This window comes from Streptomyces sp. NPDC050528, from assembly GCF_044457795.1.
GTDB lineage: Bacteria > Actinomycetota > Actinomycetes > Streptomycetales > Streptomycetaceae > Streptomyces.
In genome coordinates this window covers 528256-542169 of sequence record NZ_JBITHH010000002.1, presented here as the reverse complement: position 1 = coordinate 542169, position 13914 = coordinate 528256, and the positions used below count along the sequence as shown (strand labels likewise).

General features: G+C 67.7%; 12 protein-coding genes. 8 read left to right on the top strand and 4 right to left on the bottom strand.

The genetic code is table 11. The features are described from left to right. Positions 1 to 31: 31 nt before the first annotated feature. On the bottom strand, positions 32 to 1399 hold the full coding sequence (locus ACIBK4_RS09740; protein ID WP_398993793.1) for a cysteine desulfurase/sulfurtransferase TusA family protein: 1368 nt from the start codon (positions 1397 to 1399) through the stop codon (positions 32 to 34). A 287-nt stretch (positions 1400 to 1686) separates the two neighbouring features. Here ACIBK4_RS09740 and coxB point away from each other — a divergent pair, with 287 nt between their 5' ends. The 4 genes from coxB (at position 1687) to ACIBK4_RS09720 (ending at position 6177) form a co-directional block, all read left to right on the top strand. After that, complete coding sequence (gene coxB / locus ACIBK4_RS09735; RefSeq protein WP_366435802.1) at positions 1687 to 2646, top strand: cytochrome c oxidase subunit II; 960 nt, start codon at positions 1687 to 1689, stop codon at positions 2644 to 2646. After that, positions 2643 to 4379, top strand: a complete 1737-nt coding sequence (ctaD, locus tag ACIBK4_RS09730) for a cytochrome c oxidase subunit I (RefSeq protein WP_366435801.1) — start codon at positions 2643 to 2645, stop codon at positions 4377 to 4379. Before coxB ends, ctaD begins: the two co-directional genes overlap by 4 nt. Further along, positions 4376 to 4774, top strand: coding sequence for a cytochrome c oxidase subunit 4 (locus ACIBK4_RS09725; RefSeq protein ID WP_366435800.1), 399 nt, complete (start codon positions 4376 to 4378; stop codon positions 4772 to 4774). Before ctaD ends, ACIBK4_RS09725 begins: the two co-directional genes overlap by 4 nt. Before the next feature lie 131 nt (positions 4775 to 4905). Then, on the top strand, positions 4906 to 6177 hold the full coding sequence (locus tag ACIBK4_RS09720; RefSeq protein ID WP_398993790.1) for an Ig-like domain-containing protein: 1272 nt from the start codon (positions 4906 to 4908) through the stop codon (positions 6175 to 6177). An 83-nt stretch (positions 6178 to 6260) separates the two neighbouring features. Here ACIBK4_RS09720 and ACIBK4_RS09715 read toward each other — a convergent pair whose 3' ends face one another. Beyond that, positions 6261 to 6662, bottom strand: a complete 402-nt coding sequence (locus tag ACIBK4_RS09715) for a hypothetical protein (RefSeq protein WP_366435798.1) — start codon at positions 6660 to 6662, stop codon at positions 6261 to 6263. A gap of 193 nt (positions 6663 to 6855) precedes the next feature. On the opposite strand from ACIBK4_RS09715, the gene ACIBK4_RS09710 reads away from it, so the two are divergent. The 4 genes from ACIBK4_RS09710 to ACIBK4_RS09695 all read left to right on the top strand — a co-directional run bounded on the left by ACIBK4_RS09710 (position 6856) and on the right by ACIBK4_RS09695 (position 11049). Beyond that, complete coding sequence (locus ACIBK4_RS09710) at positions 6856 to 7476, top strand: heme-copper oxidase subunit III (protein ID WP_019067823.1); 621 nt, start codon at positions 6856 to 6858, stop codon at positions 7474 to 7476. 80 nt (positions 7477 to 7556) lie between these two features. Then, the gene (locus ACIBK4_RS09705; RefSeq protein ID WP_328683831.1) at positions 7557 to 8366 is read left to right on the top strand and encodes a c-type cytochrome; all 810 of its coding nucleotides are present in this window, start codon (positions 7557 to 7559) and stop codon (positions 8364 to 8366) included. Further along, the gene (locus tag ACIBK4_RS09700) at positions 8363 to 9418 is read left to right on the top strand and encodes a Rieske 2Fe-2S domain-containing protein (protein WP_398993787.1); all 1056 of its coding nucleotides are present in this window, start codon (positions 8363 to 8365) and stop codon (positions 9416 to 9418) included. Before ACIBK4_RS09705 ends, ACIBK4_RS09700 begins: the two co-directional genes overlap by 4 nt. Beyond that, a complete protein-coding gene (locus tag ACIBK4_RS09695; protein WP_398993785.1) occupies positions 9415 to 11049 on the top strand; it encodes a cytochrome bc complex cytochrome b subunit in 1635 nt (544 codons plus the stop codon). The genes ACIBK4_RS09700 and ACIBK4_RS09695 overlap by 4 nt, the downstream gene beginning before the upstream one ends. Positions 11050 to 11131: 82 nt before the next feature. Here the strand turns inward: ACIBK4_RS09695 and ACIBK4_RS09690 are convergent, their stop codons facing one another. Next, positions 11132 to 12496, bottom strand: a complete 1365-nt coding sequence (locus ACIBK4_RS09690) for a cytochrome P450 (RefSeq protein WP_398993783.1) — start codon at positions 12494 to 12496, stop codon at positions 11132 to 11134. 46 nt (positions 12497 to 12542) lie between these two features. Further along, entirely contained in the window at positions 12543 to 13913 is a 1371-nt protein-coding gene (locus ACIBK4_RS09685) for a cytochrome P450 (protein ID WP_398993781.1), read from the bottom strand. Position 13914 lies beyond the last annotated feature (1 nt).

Sequence of the window (13914 nt, the reverse complement as noted above, 5' to 3'; positions counted from 1 at the left end):
CGCGCAGTTCCCCGCGCCCCTAAAGGGGCGCTCAACTTACCCGGCGGATCAGGTACGCCGGGCCTTCCTCCTCGCCGATGTACTCCTGGGCCCGCATCTCGCACCATGCCGGGATGTCGAGTCTCGCCGCCTCGTCGTCGGACAGGACTCTGACCATGCCGCCGATCGGCACATCGCCGATGACCTTCGCCAGCTCGATCACCGGGATCGGGCAGCGTTTGCCGAGGGCGTCCACGACGAGGACGTTCTCTTCTACGGCCGTCAGCGGCGCCTGTGCTCCCAGCTTCTCCCGGACTTCCGCCACCGCCCCCGGCAGCACGGCTAGGAAGCGTTCGACGTCCTCCTCCGTCGCCCCCTGTGGCAACGACACCCGCACATTCCCCTCACTCAGCACCCCCATCGCCTTGAGCACATGGCTGGGCGTCAGCGTGCTGCTCGTGCAGGACGAGCCGGAGGAGACGGAGAAGCCGGCGCGGTCCAGTTCGTGGAGGAGGGTCTCTCCGTCGACGTAGAGGCAGGAGAAGGTGACGATCCCGGGCAGGCGGCGCACCGGATCGCCGACCACGTCCACGCCCGGAACCAGTCGCGGCACCCGGGTGCGGATCCGCTCCGTCAGTTCCCGTAGCCGTAGCGCTTCCTGGGTCGCCTCCGTGCGGACCGCGCGGAGCGAGGCGGCCGCGGCGACCACGGCGGGGATGTTCTCGAAGCCGGGGGAGCGGCCCGACTCCCGTTCGTCGAGCGGACCTTGGGGTGCGAAGCGCACGCCCTTGCGTACCGCCAGCAGGCCGACGCCGGCCGGGCCGCCCCACTTGTGCGCGCTCGCCGTGAGCAGCGACCACGCGCCCTCGACCGGGCCCCAGCCCAGCGACTGCGCCGCGTCGACCAGCAACGGCACCCCGACCGCCCGGCACGCCTCGGCCACCTCGGCGACCGGCTGGACCGTGCCCACCTCGTGGTTGGCCGACTGGAGGCAGGCCAGCGCGGTGTCCGAGCGGAGGGAGTCGGCGTAGGCCGCCACACTCACCGCGCCCGTACGGTCCACCGGCACCTCGGTGGACGAACCGCCCTCCGCGACGAGCGCCTCGGCCGAATGGAGCACGGAAGAGTGTTCAACCGCTGACACGATCAGGTGACGCCCGACGCGCCGCCGCCCCGCCAGAGCCCCCGTAATTCCCGTGTGCACGGCCCGAGTACCCGAGGTGGTGAACACCAGCTCATCGGCCCGGCACCCGACGGCCTCGGCGGCGGCCTCCCGCGCGGCGTCCAACAGCAACCGCGCCTTGCGCCCCTCCCGGTACAACCGGGCAGGGTCCGCCCACCCCTCGTCCAAAGACGCCAACAGCGCCTGCCGAGCGACGGGATGAAGGGGATGGCCGGAGGCGGCATCAAAGTAGGACACACGGCAACGTTAAAACGGACGCGAGCTTTCCATAGGGGCGCGGGGAACTGCGCGAGCAACCACAACGCACGCCGCACCCGCCCAAATCACCTGAACCCCCGAGCTATTAGGCGCAAGGAGTAACGGGCGGCGCGTATGCCACCCTCCCCGCGAACCCCCGGAGGGCGTCGGCTAGGGTTTGGTCCGCATAAACATCCAAACCCCTGCCCGACGCAGGGCGGCGACCGACCCGCGTGAAGGCAGGCCGCAGCCAATCCGCGCGGGCGAGACTCTCGGGAAGGCGCTACGTGAGTCCCAACGGCTCCGACCGCTCGCCGCGGCGCCCGATGCGGCGGAAGCTGCTGCAGGCAATGACTGCGGGCCTGGTCCTGGCGACCGCGACCGGTTGCACATCCAAGGACTTCCCTCGCCTTGGTTTCCCCACCCCGACCACGGAGGAGGGTCCGCGGATCCTCTCCCTGTGGCAGGGATCCTGGGCTGCCGCGCTCGCGGTCGGCGTCCTGGTGTGGGCCCTGATCATGTGGAGCGTCATGTTCCACAGGCGCAGCCGCACCAAGGTCGAGATCCCCCCGCAGACCCGGTACAACATGCCCATCGAGGCGCTGTACACGGTTGTTCCGCTCATCATCGTCTCGGTCCTCTTCTACTTCACGGCCCGCGATGAGACGAAGCTCCTGAGCCTCGACAAGAAGCCCGACGTGACGGTCAACGTCGTCGGCTTCCAGTGGAGCTGGGGCTTCAACTACATCGAGAACGTCGACGGTGTCAGCGGCGACGCGACGACCGACAAGAACCTGGCCGCGATTCCGGACCGGTTCAAGAAGCAGTTCCCGGCGAACGCCGGCGGTGTCTACGACGTCGGTACGCCCGCCTCGAAGAACCCGCAGACGGGCAACCCGGGTCCGACCCTCTGGCTCCCCAAGGGGGAGACGGTCCGCTTCGTCCTCACCTCACGTGACGTCATCCACGACTTCTGGGTGGTGCCGTTCCTGATGAAGATGGACGTCGTCCCGGGTCACACCAACTCCTTCCAGGTGACCCCCAACAAGGAGGGCACCTACCTCGGCAAGTGCGCCGAGCTCTGCGGCGTCGACCACTCCCGGATGCTGTTCAACGTGAAGGTCGTCTCGCCGGAGCGTTACCAGCAGCACCTCAAGGACCTCGCCAAGAAGGGGCAGACCGGTTACATCCCCGCTGGCATCGCGCAGACGAGCCACGAGAAGAACCGGGAGACGAACAACCTGTGAGCATCCTCAACGAACCTCAGGGTGCCGCGGCAGCAGAGTCCCACTACGCGGACGAGCTGCCGGTAAGGCGCAAGCAACCCGGTAACGTCGTGATCAAGTGGCTCACCACCACCGACCACAAGACGATCGGCACGCTGTATCTGGTCACGTCGTTCGCGTTCTTCCTGATCGGCGGCGTCATGGCGCTGCTGATGCGCGCCGAGCTGGCCCGGCCGGGTCTGCAGATCCTGTCGAACGAGCAGTTCAACCAGGCGTTCACGATGCACGGCACGATCATGCTGCTGATGTTCGCGACGCCCCTGTTCGCCGGTTTCACGAACTGGATCATGCCGCTGCAGATCGGCGCGCCCGACGTGGCGTTCCCGCGGCTGAACATGTTCGCCTACTGGCTCTACCTGTTCGGCTCGACCATCGCGGTCGGCGGCTTCCTCACCCCGCAGGGTGCGGCCGACTTCGGCTGGTTCGCCTACAGCCCGCTGTCGGACGCGGTCCGTTCGCCGGGCATCGGCGCCGACATGTGGATCATGGGTCTGGCCTTCTCCGGCTTCGGCACGATCCTCGGTGCGGTCAACTTCATCACCACGATCATCTGCATGCGCGCACCGGGCATGACGATGTTCCGCATGCCGATCTTCGTGTGGAACGTGCTGCTGACCGCCGTCCTGGTCCTGCTGGCCTTCCCGGTTCTCGCCGCCGCGCTCTTCGCGCTGGAGGCGGATCGGAAATTCGGGGCACATGTCTTCGATGCCGCGAACGGCGGGGCATTGCTGTGGCAACACCTCTTCTGGTTCTTCGGCCATCCAGAGGTGTACATCATCGCGCTGCCGTTCTTCGGCATCATCTCCGAGGTCATCCCGGTCTTCTCCCGCAAGCCGATGTTCGGCTACATGGGACTGGTCGCGGCCACGATCTCCATCGCCGGTCTGTCCGTGACCGTGTGGGCGCACCACATGTACGTCACCGGCGGGGTGCTGCTGCCGTTCTTCTCCTTCATGACGTTCCTCATCGCCGTGCCAACAGGCGTGAAGTTCTTCAACTGGATCGGAACGATGTGGAAGGGGTCCTTGAGTTTCGAGACCCCGATGCTCTGGGCCACCGGCTTCCTGATCACCTTCACCTTCGGTGGTCTGACCGGTGTCATCCTGGCCTCGCCGCCGATGGACTTCCACGTCTCGGACTCGTACTTCGTCGTCGCCCACTTCCACTACGTGGTCTTCGGCACCGTCGTGTTCGCGATGTTCTCCGGCTTCCACTTCTGGTGGCCGAAGATGACCGGCAAGATGCTCGACGAGCGCCTGGGCAAGATCACCTTCTGGACGCTGTTCATCGGCTTCCACGGCACCTTCCTGGTCCAGCACTGGCTGGGTGCCGAGGGCATGCCCCGTCGTTACGCGGACTACCTCGCGGCCGACGGCTTCACCGCCCTGAACACGATCTCGACGATCAGCTCCTTCCTGCTCGGCCTGTCGATCCTGCCGTTCCTCTACAACGTGTGGAAGACGGCGAAGTACGGCAAGAAGGTCGAGGTCGACGACCCGTGGGGCTACGGCCGTTCGCTCGAATGGGCGACGTCCTGCCCGCCGCCGCGGCACAACTTCCTCACCCTGCCGCGGATCCGCAGCGAATCCCCGGCGTTCGACCTGCACCACCCGGAGATCGCCGCGCTCGACCAGCTCGAGAACGCGCACCACGGTGACAAGGCCCTCGCCGGCGGCAAGGAGGCGGGCAAGTGAAGGTCCAGGGCAGGATGTTCATGTGGCTGGCCGTCTTCGTGCTGGTCATGGCCGTCGTCTACGGCGTCTGGTCCAAGGAGGCGGCCGGTACCACGGCCCTCTTCATGGCCTTCGGCCTGTGCATCATGGTCGGCTTCTACCTGGGCTTCACGGCCCGGCGGATCGACACGCTCGCGCAGGACAACAAGGAGGCCGACGTCGCGGACGAGGCCGGCGAGGTGGGCTTCTTCAGCCCGCACAGCTGGCAGCCCCTCGCCCTCGGTGTCGGTGGCGCACTGGCCTTCCTGTCGATCGCGATCGGCTGGTGGCTGCTGTACTTCTCCGCCCCGATCATCATGATCGGCCTGTACGGCTGGGTCTTCGAGTACTACCGCGGTGAAGACCGCACCCAGTAGCACGCGCAGCGCACCCGCGAGCCCGGACACTCCGTCAGGAGGGTCCGGGCTCGTGCTTTTGCCGCAGCGCCGGTCCCTCGTCCGGGTTACTCACCGCGCCGGGGCTGACGAAGCTTCATAGCCTCGTTTTCATGAGCCACTCTCCGCGCACCCGCACCGTCGTCAGCTGCACCCTGCTGGTGATCTCCCTCGGCGCGGGCGTCACCGCCTGCGGGTCCGACGGCGGCAACCCGCTGTCGGCCAAGCCGTACGACGCGGCGGGGCAGATCTCCTTCAACGGCCCGTCAGGCAACGGCAAGGGCAAGAAGGTCGACCCCGACAAGCCCCTGGTGGTCACCGCCTCCGGTGACGACGGGCGCATCACGGACGTCACCGCCGTGGACGCCACGGGACGCTACGTCACGGGCGAACTCGCCGCCGACGGCACTCGCTGGCACAGCACCTCCCCGCTGGCCGCCAGCGCCCACTACACGGTCAGCGTGAGCACGGAGGACGAGGACGGCGCCCCCGGCCGCAAGGTCCTCACCTTCGACACCAGCAAGCCGACCGCCAAGAAGAGCCTGACCGTGAAGTTCGGTCCCGACGCGGGCAAGTACGGCGTCGGCCAGCCGGTCACCGCCGAACTGAACACGCCCGTCAAGGACAAGGCGCAGCGGGCCCTGGTGGAACGCGCCCTCAGGGTGGACTCCGTGCCCGCCGTCGAGGGCGCCTGGCACTGGGTCGACGACAAGGAACTCCACTACCGCCCCAAGGAGTACTGGCCCGCCCACGCCACCATCCAGGTCCACAGCAACCTCGACGGCGTGAAGATCAGCGACCGTCTGTGGGGCGGCGCCTCGAAGGGCCTCAAGCTCACCACGGGCGACAAGATCGTCGCCGTGACGGACGCCTCGTCCCACGAGATGACGGTCTACAAGAACGACGACGAGATCAACGAGATCCCGGTCACCACCGGCAAGCCCGGCTTCGAGACCCGAAACGGCGTCAAGGTCGTACTGGGCAAGGAGTACTTCGTACGGATGCGCGGAACCACCGTCGGCATCTCCGAGGGCTCCTCGGACTCGTACGACCTCCCCGTCTACTACGCAACCCGCGTCACCTGGAGCGGCGAGTACGTCCACGCTGCCCCCTGGTCGGTGGGCTCCCAGGGCTCCGAGAACGTCAGCCACGGCTGCACCGGCATGAGCACCAGCAACGCCGAGTGGTTCTTCGACACCGTCCACGAGGGCGACGTGGTGAAGGTCGTCAACTCGAACGGAGACGAGATGGAACCCTTCGGCAACGGCTTCGGCGACTGGAACCTCACCTGGAAAACCTGGCGAGCGGGCAGCGCCCTGGTAGGCGGAACCCCGGACGGTCCCAGGCCTGAGGACGCGGCACGGCTCCGTCCTGAGTCCGTGTGAGAAGCGCCCCAAAGGGGCGCGGGGAACTGCGCGGGCAACCACAACCGGCCCGCAGCCGCGAAACTGCGGGCCGCCCCGAGCTACTAGGCGCTCAACGCCCGCTTCTGACGCAACAGAGAGGCAAGAGAGGCCGCGAACTCAACGGGATCCACCGGAAGGGTCACCGCGGCCTCGGCACGGCTCCACGTAGCCAGCCAGGCGTCCTGAGGCCGCCCGATCAGCACCAGCACCGGCGGGCAGTTGAAGACCTCGTCCTTCACCTGACGGCACAACCCCATGCCCCCCATGGGCGAGGACTCCCCGTCGAACACACAGACATCGATCCCACCCCGGTCCAGCTCCTTCAGAACCGCCGCAGGCGTGGCGCACTCAAGGAACTCGACCAACGGCACGTCGGACGCCGGCCGCCTGCCGGAGGCAAGCCGTACCTGCTCGCGGGTGTTGGAGTCGTCGCTGTAGACGAGCACCGTGGCAGTCGGCTGCATTGTTCCTCCACGCATCTGAGAAGCACCGTGTTGATCGGGAACCCTAGGTACCGGTGCGCCGGATGCTACTCCTCCGAACACCCCGTCAACACCTGTTGGAACACCCCTGCGATGGGCCATACGGGCAGTACACACGCTGCGGACACTCCGAACGGCACCCCCCGGAGTGAGGGCGGGATAAGCGACCGACATAATGTCGGTCGTGGCGACAGCAACGACAGTAGAAACCGGGCACGCGCACCCGTCGGTCAACCGGCCGAACCTCACCAGCGTCGGAACCATCATCTGGCTGAGTTCCGAGCTGATGTTCTTCGCGGCCCTCTTCGCGATGTACTTCACCCTGCGATCGGTGACCGGTCCGGATCACTGGAAGGAGATGGCGAGCCATCTCAACCTTCCGTTCTCCGCGACCAACACCACGATCCTGGTGCTCTCCTCCCTCACCTGCCAGCTCGGCGTCTTCGCCGCCGAGCGCGGGGACGTGAAGAAGCTCCGGGGCTGGTTCATCATCACGTTCGTGATGGGTGCGATCTTCATCGGCGGTCAGATCTTCGAGTACACGGAGCTGGTGAAGAAGGACGGCCTCTCGCTGTCCTCCGACCCGTACGGCTCGGTGTTCTACCTGACCACCGGGTTCCACGGCATGCACGTGACGGGCGGCCTCATCGCCTTCCTGTTCGTCCTCGGACGTACCTACGCGGCGAAGAGGTTCACTCACGAACAGGCGACCGCGGCCATCGTCGTGTCCTACTACTGGCACTTCGTCGATGTCGTCTGGATCGGCCTCTTCGCCACGATCTACTTGATCAAGTAGTCGGGCCCGATCCCGCGCGCAGCCAAGAAGCGCACATTCCAGAAGCATCGACGCAGAAGATCCTGACACCGGGGTAATCCGTGAAAAAGCTCTCCACACGACGACGCCATCCGCTGGCGGCGGTCGTCGTACTACTCCTCGCGCTGGCGGTATCCGGGGGGGTGTTCAGCTTCCTCGCCCCCGCGGGCAAGGCGCAGGCCGACGAGTCCGCCCAGTCCCTCGCCATCGACGAGGGCAAGAAGCTGTTCGCCGTCGGCTGCGCCAGCTGCCACGGCACCGGCGGTCAGGGCAGTTCCGACGGTCCGAGCCTGGTGGGTGTCGGCGCCGCGGCGGTCGACTTCCAGGTCGGCACCGGCCGGATGCCGGCGCAGCAGCCGGGTGCTCAGATCCCGGCCAAGAAGGTCATCTACTCCCAGGCCGAGATCGACCAGCTCGCGGCGTACATCGCCTCGCTGGGCGCCGGTCCGGTCATCCCGACGAAGAACGAGTACGGGCCCGCCGGTTCGGACATCGCCAAGGGTGGCGAGCTGTTCCGCACCAACTGCGCCCAGTGCCACAACTTCACCGGCAAGGGCGGCGCGCTGACGCACGGCAAGTTCGCGCCGAGTCTCGAAGGTGTCGCTCCGAAGCACATCTACGAGGCCATGCAGACCGGCCCGCAGAACATGCCTTCCTTCCCCGACACCACGCTGTCGTCGAAGAACAAGAAGGACATCATCGCGTACCTCAACGCGGTCAACGGCGACAACACCGAGAGCCCCGGCGGTCTTGAGCTGGGCGGTCTCGGTCCGGTCAGTGAGGGTCTCTTCGCCTGGATCTTCGGTCTGGGCGCGCTGATCGCGGTAGCCGTCTGGGTCGCCGCTCGGACCGCAAAGGCCAAGAAGTCATGAGTAGCCAAGACATTCCAGAAGAGAACCTGCCCGCTGAGCAGGACGCGCACGGCGCGGTGTCGGTCGCGGACGAGAACGACCCGTTCGCCGACCCGGGACTGCCGCCGCACGAGCACCGTGTCCAGGACATCGACGAGCGGGCCGCCAAGCGGTCCGAGCGCGTCGTCGCCTTCCTGTTCACGCTGTCGATGCTCGCCACCGTCGGCTTCATCGCCTCGTACGTGGCGATCCCGTCCGACAAGTCGATCTTCGTCTTCCCGATCGGTCACATCAGCGCGCTGAACTTCGCGCTGGGCCTGACCCTCGGTACGGCGCTCTTCACCATCGGCGCGGGCGCGGTCCACTGGGCCCGCACCCTGATGTCCGACGTGGAGATCGCCGACGAGCGGCACGCGATCGAGGCGCCCCCCGAGGTCAAGGCCAAGGTTCTGGCCGACTTCAAGGAGGGTGCCAAGGAGTCGGCGCTCGGCCGTCGCAAGCTGATCCGCAACACGATGTTCGGCGCGCTGGCCCTGTTCCCGCTCTCCGGTGTCGTGCTGCTGCGCGACCTGGGCCCGCTGCCGGGGACGAAGCTCCGCCACACCCTGTGGTCCAAGGGCAAGCTCCTCGTCAACATGAACACGAACCTGCCGCTGCGTCCCTCGGACGTGGCCGTCGGCTCGCTCACCTTCGCCAAGCCCGAGGGCCTGGAGGAGACCGACGAGGACTTCCAGACGGAGATCGCCAAGGCGGCCCTGATGATCGTCCGGCTGCAGCCGGACAACATCAAGGACAAGCGCGAGCTGGAGTGGGCGCACGAGGGCATCGTCGCCTTCTCGAAGATCTGCACCCACGTCGGGTGCCCGATCTCCCTGTACGAGCAGCAGACGCACCACGTGCTGTGCCCGTGCCACCAGTCCACCTTCGACCTCTCCGACGGTGCCCGAGTGATCTTCGGCCCGGCCGGTCACGCCCTGCCGCAGCTGCGTATCGGCGTGAGCGACGAGGGCTACCTCGAGGCGCTCGGCGACTTCGATGAGCCCGTCGGTCCTGCATTCTGGGAGCGCGGATGAGCACCAACGAGAGCAACAACGAGCGTCGCGACAAAGCACCGGCCGGCGAGAAGATCGCCGACTGGGCCGACGGGCGGCTCGGGATCTACTCCCTGGCCAAGACCAACATGCGCAAGATCTTCCCCGACCACTGGTCGTTCATGCTGGGCGAAGTGTGCATGTACAGCTTCATCATCATCATCCTCACGGGTGTGTATCTGACGCTGTTCTTCCACCCGTCGATGAACGAGGTGCAGTACCACGGCAGCTATGTCCCGCTCCAGGGGCAGATGATGTCGGAGGCCTTCAACTCGACCATGCACATCTCCTTCGATGTGCGCGGTGGTCTGCTGATCCGGCAGATCCACCACTGGGCGGCGCTGATCTTCGTCGCCGCGATGATGGTCCACATGATGCGCGTGTTCTTCACGGGCGCGTTCCGCAAGCCGCGCGAGGTCAACTGGCTGTTCGGCTGGCTGCTGCTGGTCCTGTCGCTGTTCACCGGCTTCACCGGCTACTCGCTCCCCGACGACCTGCTGTCGGGCACCGGCGTGCGGTTCATCGAGGGTGTGCTGCTGTCGATCCCGATCGTCGGCACGTACATCTCGTTCTTCGTCTTCGGCGGGGAGTTCCCGGGCGGTGACTTCGTGGCGCGGTTCTACGCCGTCCACATCCTGCTGCTGCCGGGCATCATGCTGGGCCTGATGGTGGCGCACCTGATCCTGGTCTTCTACCACAAGCACACGCAGTTCGCGGGTCCCGGCAAGACGAACAAGAACGTCGTCGGCATGCCGCTGCTGCCGGTCTACATGGCCAAGGCCGGAGGCTTCTTCTTCCTGGTCTTCGGTGTCATCGCGGCCATCGCGGCGATCGCCTCGATCAACCCGATCTGGGCGATGGGCCCCTATCGGCCCGACATGGTGTCCACGGGCGCCCAGCCGGACTGGTACATGGGCTTCGCCGAGGGCCTGGTGCGTGTGATGCCGGGCTGGGAGGTCAACCTGTGGGGTCACACGCTCGTCCTGGGCGTGTTCATCCCGATCGTGGTCTTCCCGCTGGTCCTGGTGGCCATCGCCGTCTACCCGTTCATCGAGTCCTGGGTCACCGGCGACAAGCGCGAGCACCACATCCTGGACCGGCCGCGCAACACCCCGACCCGTACCGGGTTCGGCATGGCCTGGCTGTCGGCGTACTTCGTGATGCTGATCGGTGGCGGCAACGACATCTGGGCCACGCACTTCCACCTGTCGATCAACTCGATCACGTGGTTCGTGCGCGTCGGCTTCTTCGTGGTGCCGGTGCTGGTCTTCATCGCCACCAAGCGGGTCTGCCTCGGCCTCCAGCGCCGCGACAAGGACAAGGTGCTGCACGGCCGCGAGTCGGGCATCATCAAGCGCCTGCCGCACGGTGAGTTCGTCGAGATCCACGAGCCGCTCAGCCAGGACGCGCTGCACACGCTCACCGCGCACGAGCAGTACGTGCCGGCCGCGATCGGCGCGACGGTCGACGAGAACGGTGTCGAGCGCAAGGTGAAGGGCTCCGAGAAGCTGCGCGCCAAGCTGAGCGAGGCGTACTACGGCGAGGAGTCCCAGATCCCCAAGCCCACCGTCGAGGAGTACAAGGAGATCACGAGCGGCCACGGCCACCACTGATCGCTGAGGCGTCGCCACGCCACAGTCGAAGGGCCCCGTCCGAACACCGGACGGGGCCCTTCGCCGTTGCCGGGCAGTGCCGTCAGCGCGGTTCGGGGACCATGAGGAGCGGGCCCGAGCTGAGGCTCATGTGCGGGCGCGGGCGGATCGTCGCGTCCGGTACGGGGCGCAGCCGCCAGCGGGAGGCGATGGCGGCCACGGCCAGGGTCGCCTCCGTCATGCCGAACACGTCCCCGATGCACTTGCGGCTCCCGGCGCCGAACGGCAGATAGCTGCCGCGGGTCACGTCCTTGGCCCGCTCGGGCAGCCACCGGTCGGGGTCGAAGGACTCGGGGTCCGTGAACAGTGCCGGGGTGTGGTGCAGGACGTAGGGGCTGATCAGGATGTCGGAGGCGGGCGGCAGTTCCCGGCCGGCGAGTTCGGTGGTCTCGACGGTGGTCCTGGTGAACAGCCAGGCGGGCGGGTAGAGACGGAGGCTCTCGGTGAACACCCGCTGGGTGTAGTCGAGTCGGGGGATGTCGGCGTAGGCGGGTGTCCGGCCGTCCAGGACCTCGTCGAGCTCGGCGTGCAGGGCCGTCTCCGCCGCCGGGTTCCGGCCCAGGAGGTGGAAGCTCCAGGCGAGGGCGCTGGCCGTGGTCTCGATGCCGGCCAGCAGCAGGGTCATGACCTGGTCGTGGATCTCCTGGTCGTCGAGGCGTGCGCCGGTCTCCGGGTCCTCAGCGGTCAGGAGGGCCGACAGCAGGTCGCCGCGGTCGGTGGACGCCGTGCGGTAGTCCTCGACGATCCGGTGGATCAGCCGCCGCAGCCGGGTCAGCGCCTCGTCGAATCGCCGGTTGGCCGCGATGGGCAGTTTGGCGAGGAGCCCGGTGGGGTCCATCGCCTGCCGGTAGGCGCCGTGCACGATGACCGGCAGCGAGCGCTGGATCTCGGCGACGGCCCGGTCCGCGATGTCGGTGGAGAACAGGGCGCGGGCCGTGACCCGGGCGGTCAGCGCCTGCATCGCGTTGCCGACGTCGAAGGGCCGGCCCGCCTGCCAGGCCCGGGATTCCGCGGCGCACTCGTCCCGCATCACCTCGGCGTAGGTGGGCAGCCGGGCGGGATGGAAGGCGGGCTGCACCATCCGCCGCTGCCGGCGGTGGTCCGTCCAGTCCGAGGTGATCAGGCCGTTGCCCAGGATGGGCCGCGCCTTGTCCTTCACCGGGCCGCCGGTGTCGTAGACGCGCGCGTTGAGCAGCACCTCGTGGACCAGGTCCGGATGGCAGGGCAGATAGGCGCGGTTCGAGCCCAGCCGGAGTTCGACCAGGTCGCCGTGGGCGGGCAGTGAGGTCAGGAACTCCAGTGGTCTGCGGCCCATCCGGACCGCGTGGCCGATCAGCGGCAGGCCGCCGGGCGCGGTGGCGAAGCGCCAGTTGTGGGTGGCGGGCGGGCGGCGCGTCCTCGTACTCATCAGTCGGTCATCCCCTTTTTCCGTTGTCGCGTTCCGTCCCCTCGTCTCACGGGTGCCGGCGCGGTTCGCAGATCATCGGCAGCGGGCCGGCCTCCAGGGTGGCCTTCGGCTCCGGCCGCAGCGTGGTCCCGGGGACCGGGCGCAGGTGCCAACGGCTCGCGATCGTGGCCACGATGAGGGCGGTCTCGGTGAGGGCGAGGACATCCCCGATGCACTTGTGACTGCCCGCGCCGAACGGCAGCAGCGCCCCGCGCGGCACTTCCTTGGCGCGGTCGCCCAGCCAGCGCTCGGGGTCGAACTCCTCGGGATCGGGGAACAGTTCGGGATTGTGGTGCAGTGCCTGGGCGCTGTAGAGCACCAGCGCGCCCGCCGGGACGGGGTGGCCGCCGAGGTCGGTGTCGACCGCCGCCACCCGCATCGACATCCAGGACGGCGGATACAGGCGCAGCGCCTCGGTGATGACCGCGCGGGTGTACTCCAGCCTCGGCAGATCGTCGAAGACGGGTGAACGGTCGCCGACGGCGGCGTCGATCTCGGCGTGCACCCGGCGCTCGGCCTCGGGGTGCGTCCCCAGCAGGTGGAAGACGAACGCGAGGGTCGAGGCGGTGGTCTCGCTGCCCGCCACGAGGAAGGTGACGACCTGGTCGAGGATCTCCTCGTCGGTCAACCGCTGTCCGGTGTCCGGGTGTTCGGCCCGCAGCAGGGTGGAGAGCAGATCGCCGTGGTCCGCCGCGGACCGGCGGCGTTCGCTGATCATCGACTCGACGATCTCCCGCAGCCGGCGGTTGGCGTGGTCGTAGCGCCGGTTGCCGGGGGTGGGGAGCTTCTCCAGGATGTCGAGCGGGGAGATGGTGCGCTTGTAGATGCCCTGCGAGACGATCCGCAGACAGTGCCGGGCCTCCTCCACGGTCCTGTCGTCGGCGCCGGTGGAGAACAGCGTCCGGGCGGCCACCCGCATCAGGAGGGCGTGCATGGCCTCGCCGATGTCCTGGGTCCGTCCGGCCTCCCAGGAGGCGATCGCGGTACGGGTGTCGTCGCCCACGGCGGCCGTGTAGTCGGCGATCTTCGTGGAGTGGAACGCCGGCTGGATGACCCGCCGCTGGTACCGGTGTTCGTCCCCGCGGGACACCGACAGGCTGTTGCCCAGCAGCTGCCGGGCCTTGTCGAAGAGACCGCCCTTGTCGAAGATCCGCGGGTTCACCAGGATGTGGTGGACGAGGTCGGGGTGGCAGGCGAGATACGCCCGGCCGGTCCCGAGTCTGACCTCGACCACGTCACCGTGGGCGGGCAGTGAGGCCAGGAACTCCAGCGGGCGGCGCCAGAGCGTGAGCACATGCCCCAGCAGCGGCACCGCTCCCGGGGCGGTGCCGAACGACCAGGAACGGGCGGGTTTTTCGGCGACTTCGGCCGGGTTCACG

What these genes read in the sequence shown, in the direction of transcription:
- ACIBK4_RS09720 (WP_398993790.1), top strand. Translation starts at nt 4,906, where the DNA reads ATGAGCCACTCTCCGCGCACCCGCACCGTCGTCAGCTGCACCCTGCTG.
- ACIBK4_RS09715 (WP_366435798.1), bottom strand. Translation starts at nt 6,662, where the DNA reads ATGCAGCCGACTGCCACGGTGCTCGTCTACAGCGACGACTCCAACACC.
- ACIBK4_RS09710 (WP_019067823.1), top strand. Translation starts at nt 6,856, where the DNA reads ATGTCGGTCGTGGCGACAGCAACGACAGTAGAAACCGGGCACGCGCAC.
- ACIBK4_RS09700 (WP_398993787.1), top strand. Translation starts at nt 8,363, where the DNA reads ATGAGTAGCCAAGACATTCCAGAAGAGAACCTGCCCGCTGAGCAGGAC.
- ACIBK4_RS09695 (WP_398993785.1), top strand. Translation starts at nt 9,415, where the DNA reads ATGAGCACCAACGAGAGCAACAACGAGCGTCGCGACAAAGCACCGGCC.
- ACIBK4_RS09690 (WP_398993783.1), bottom strand. Translation starts at nt 12,496, where the DNA reads ATGAGTACGAGGACGCGCCGCCCGCCCGCCACCCACAACTGGCGCTTC.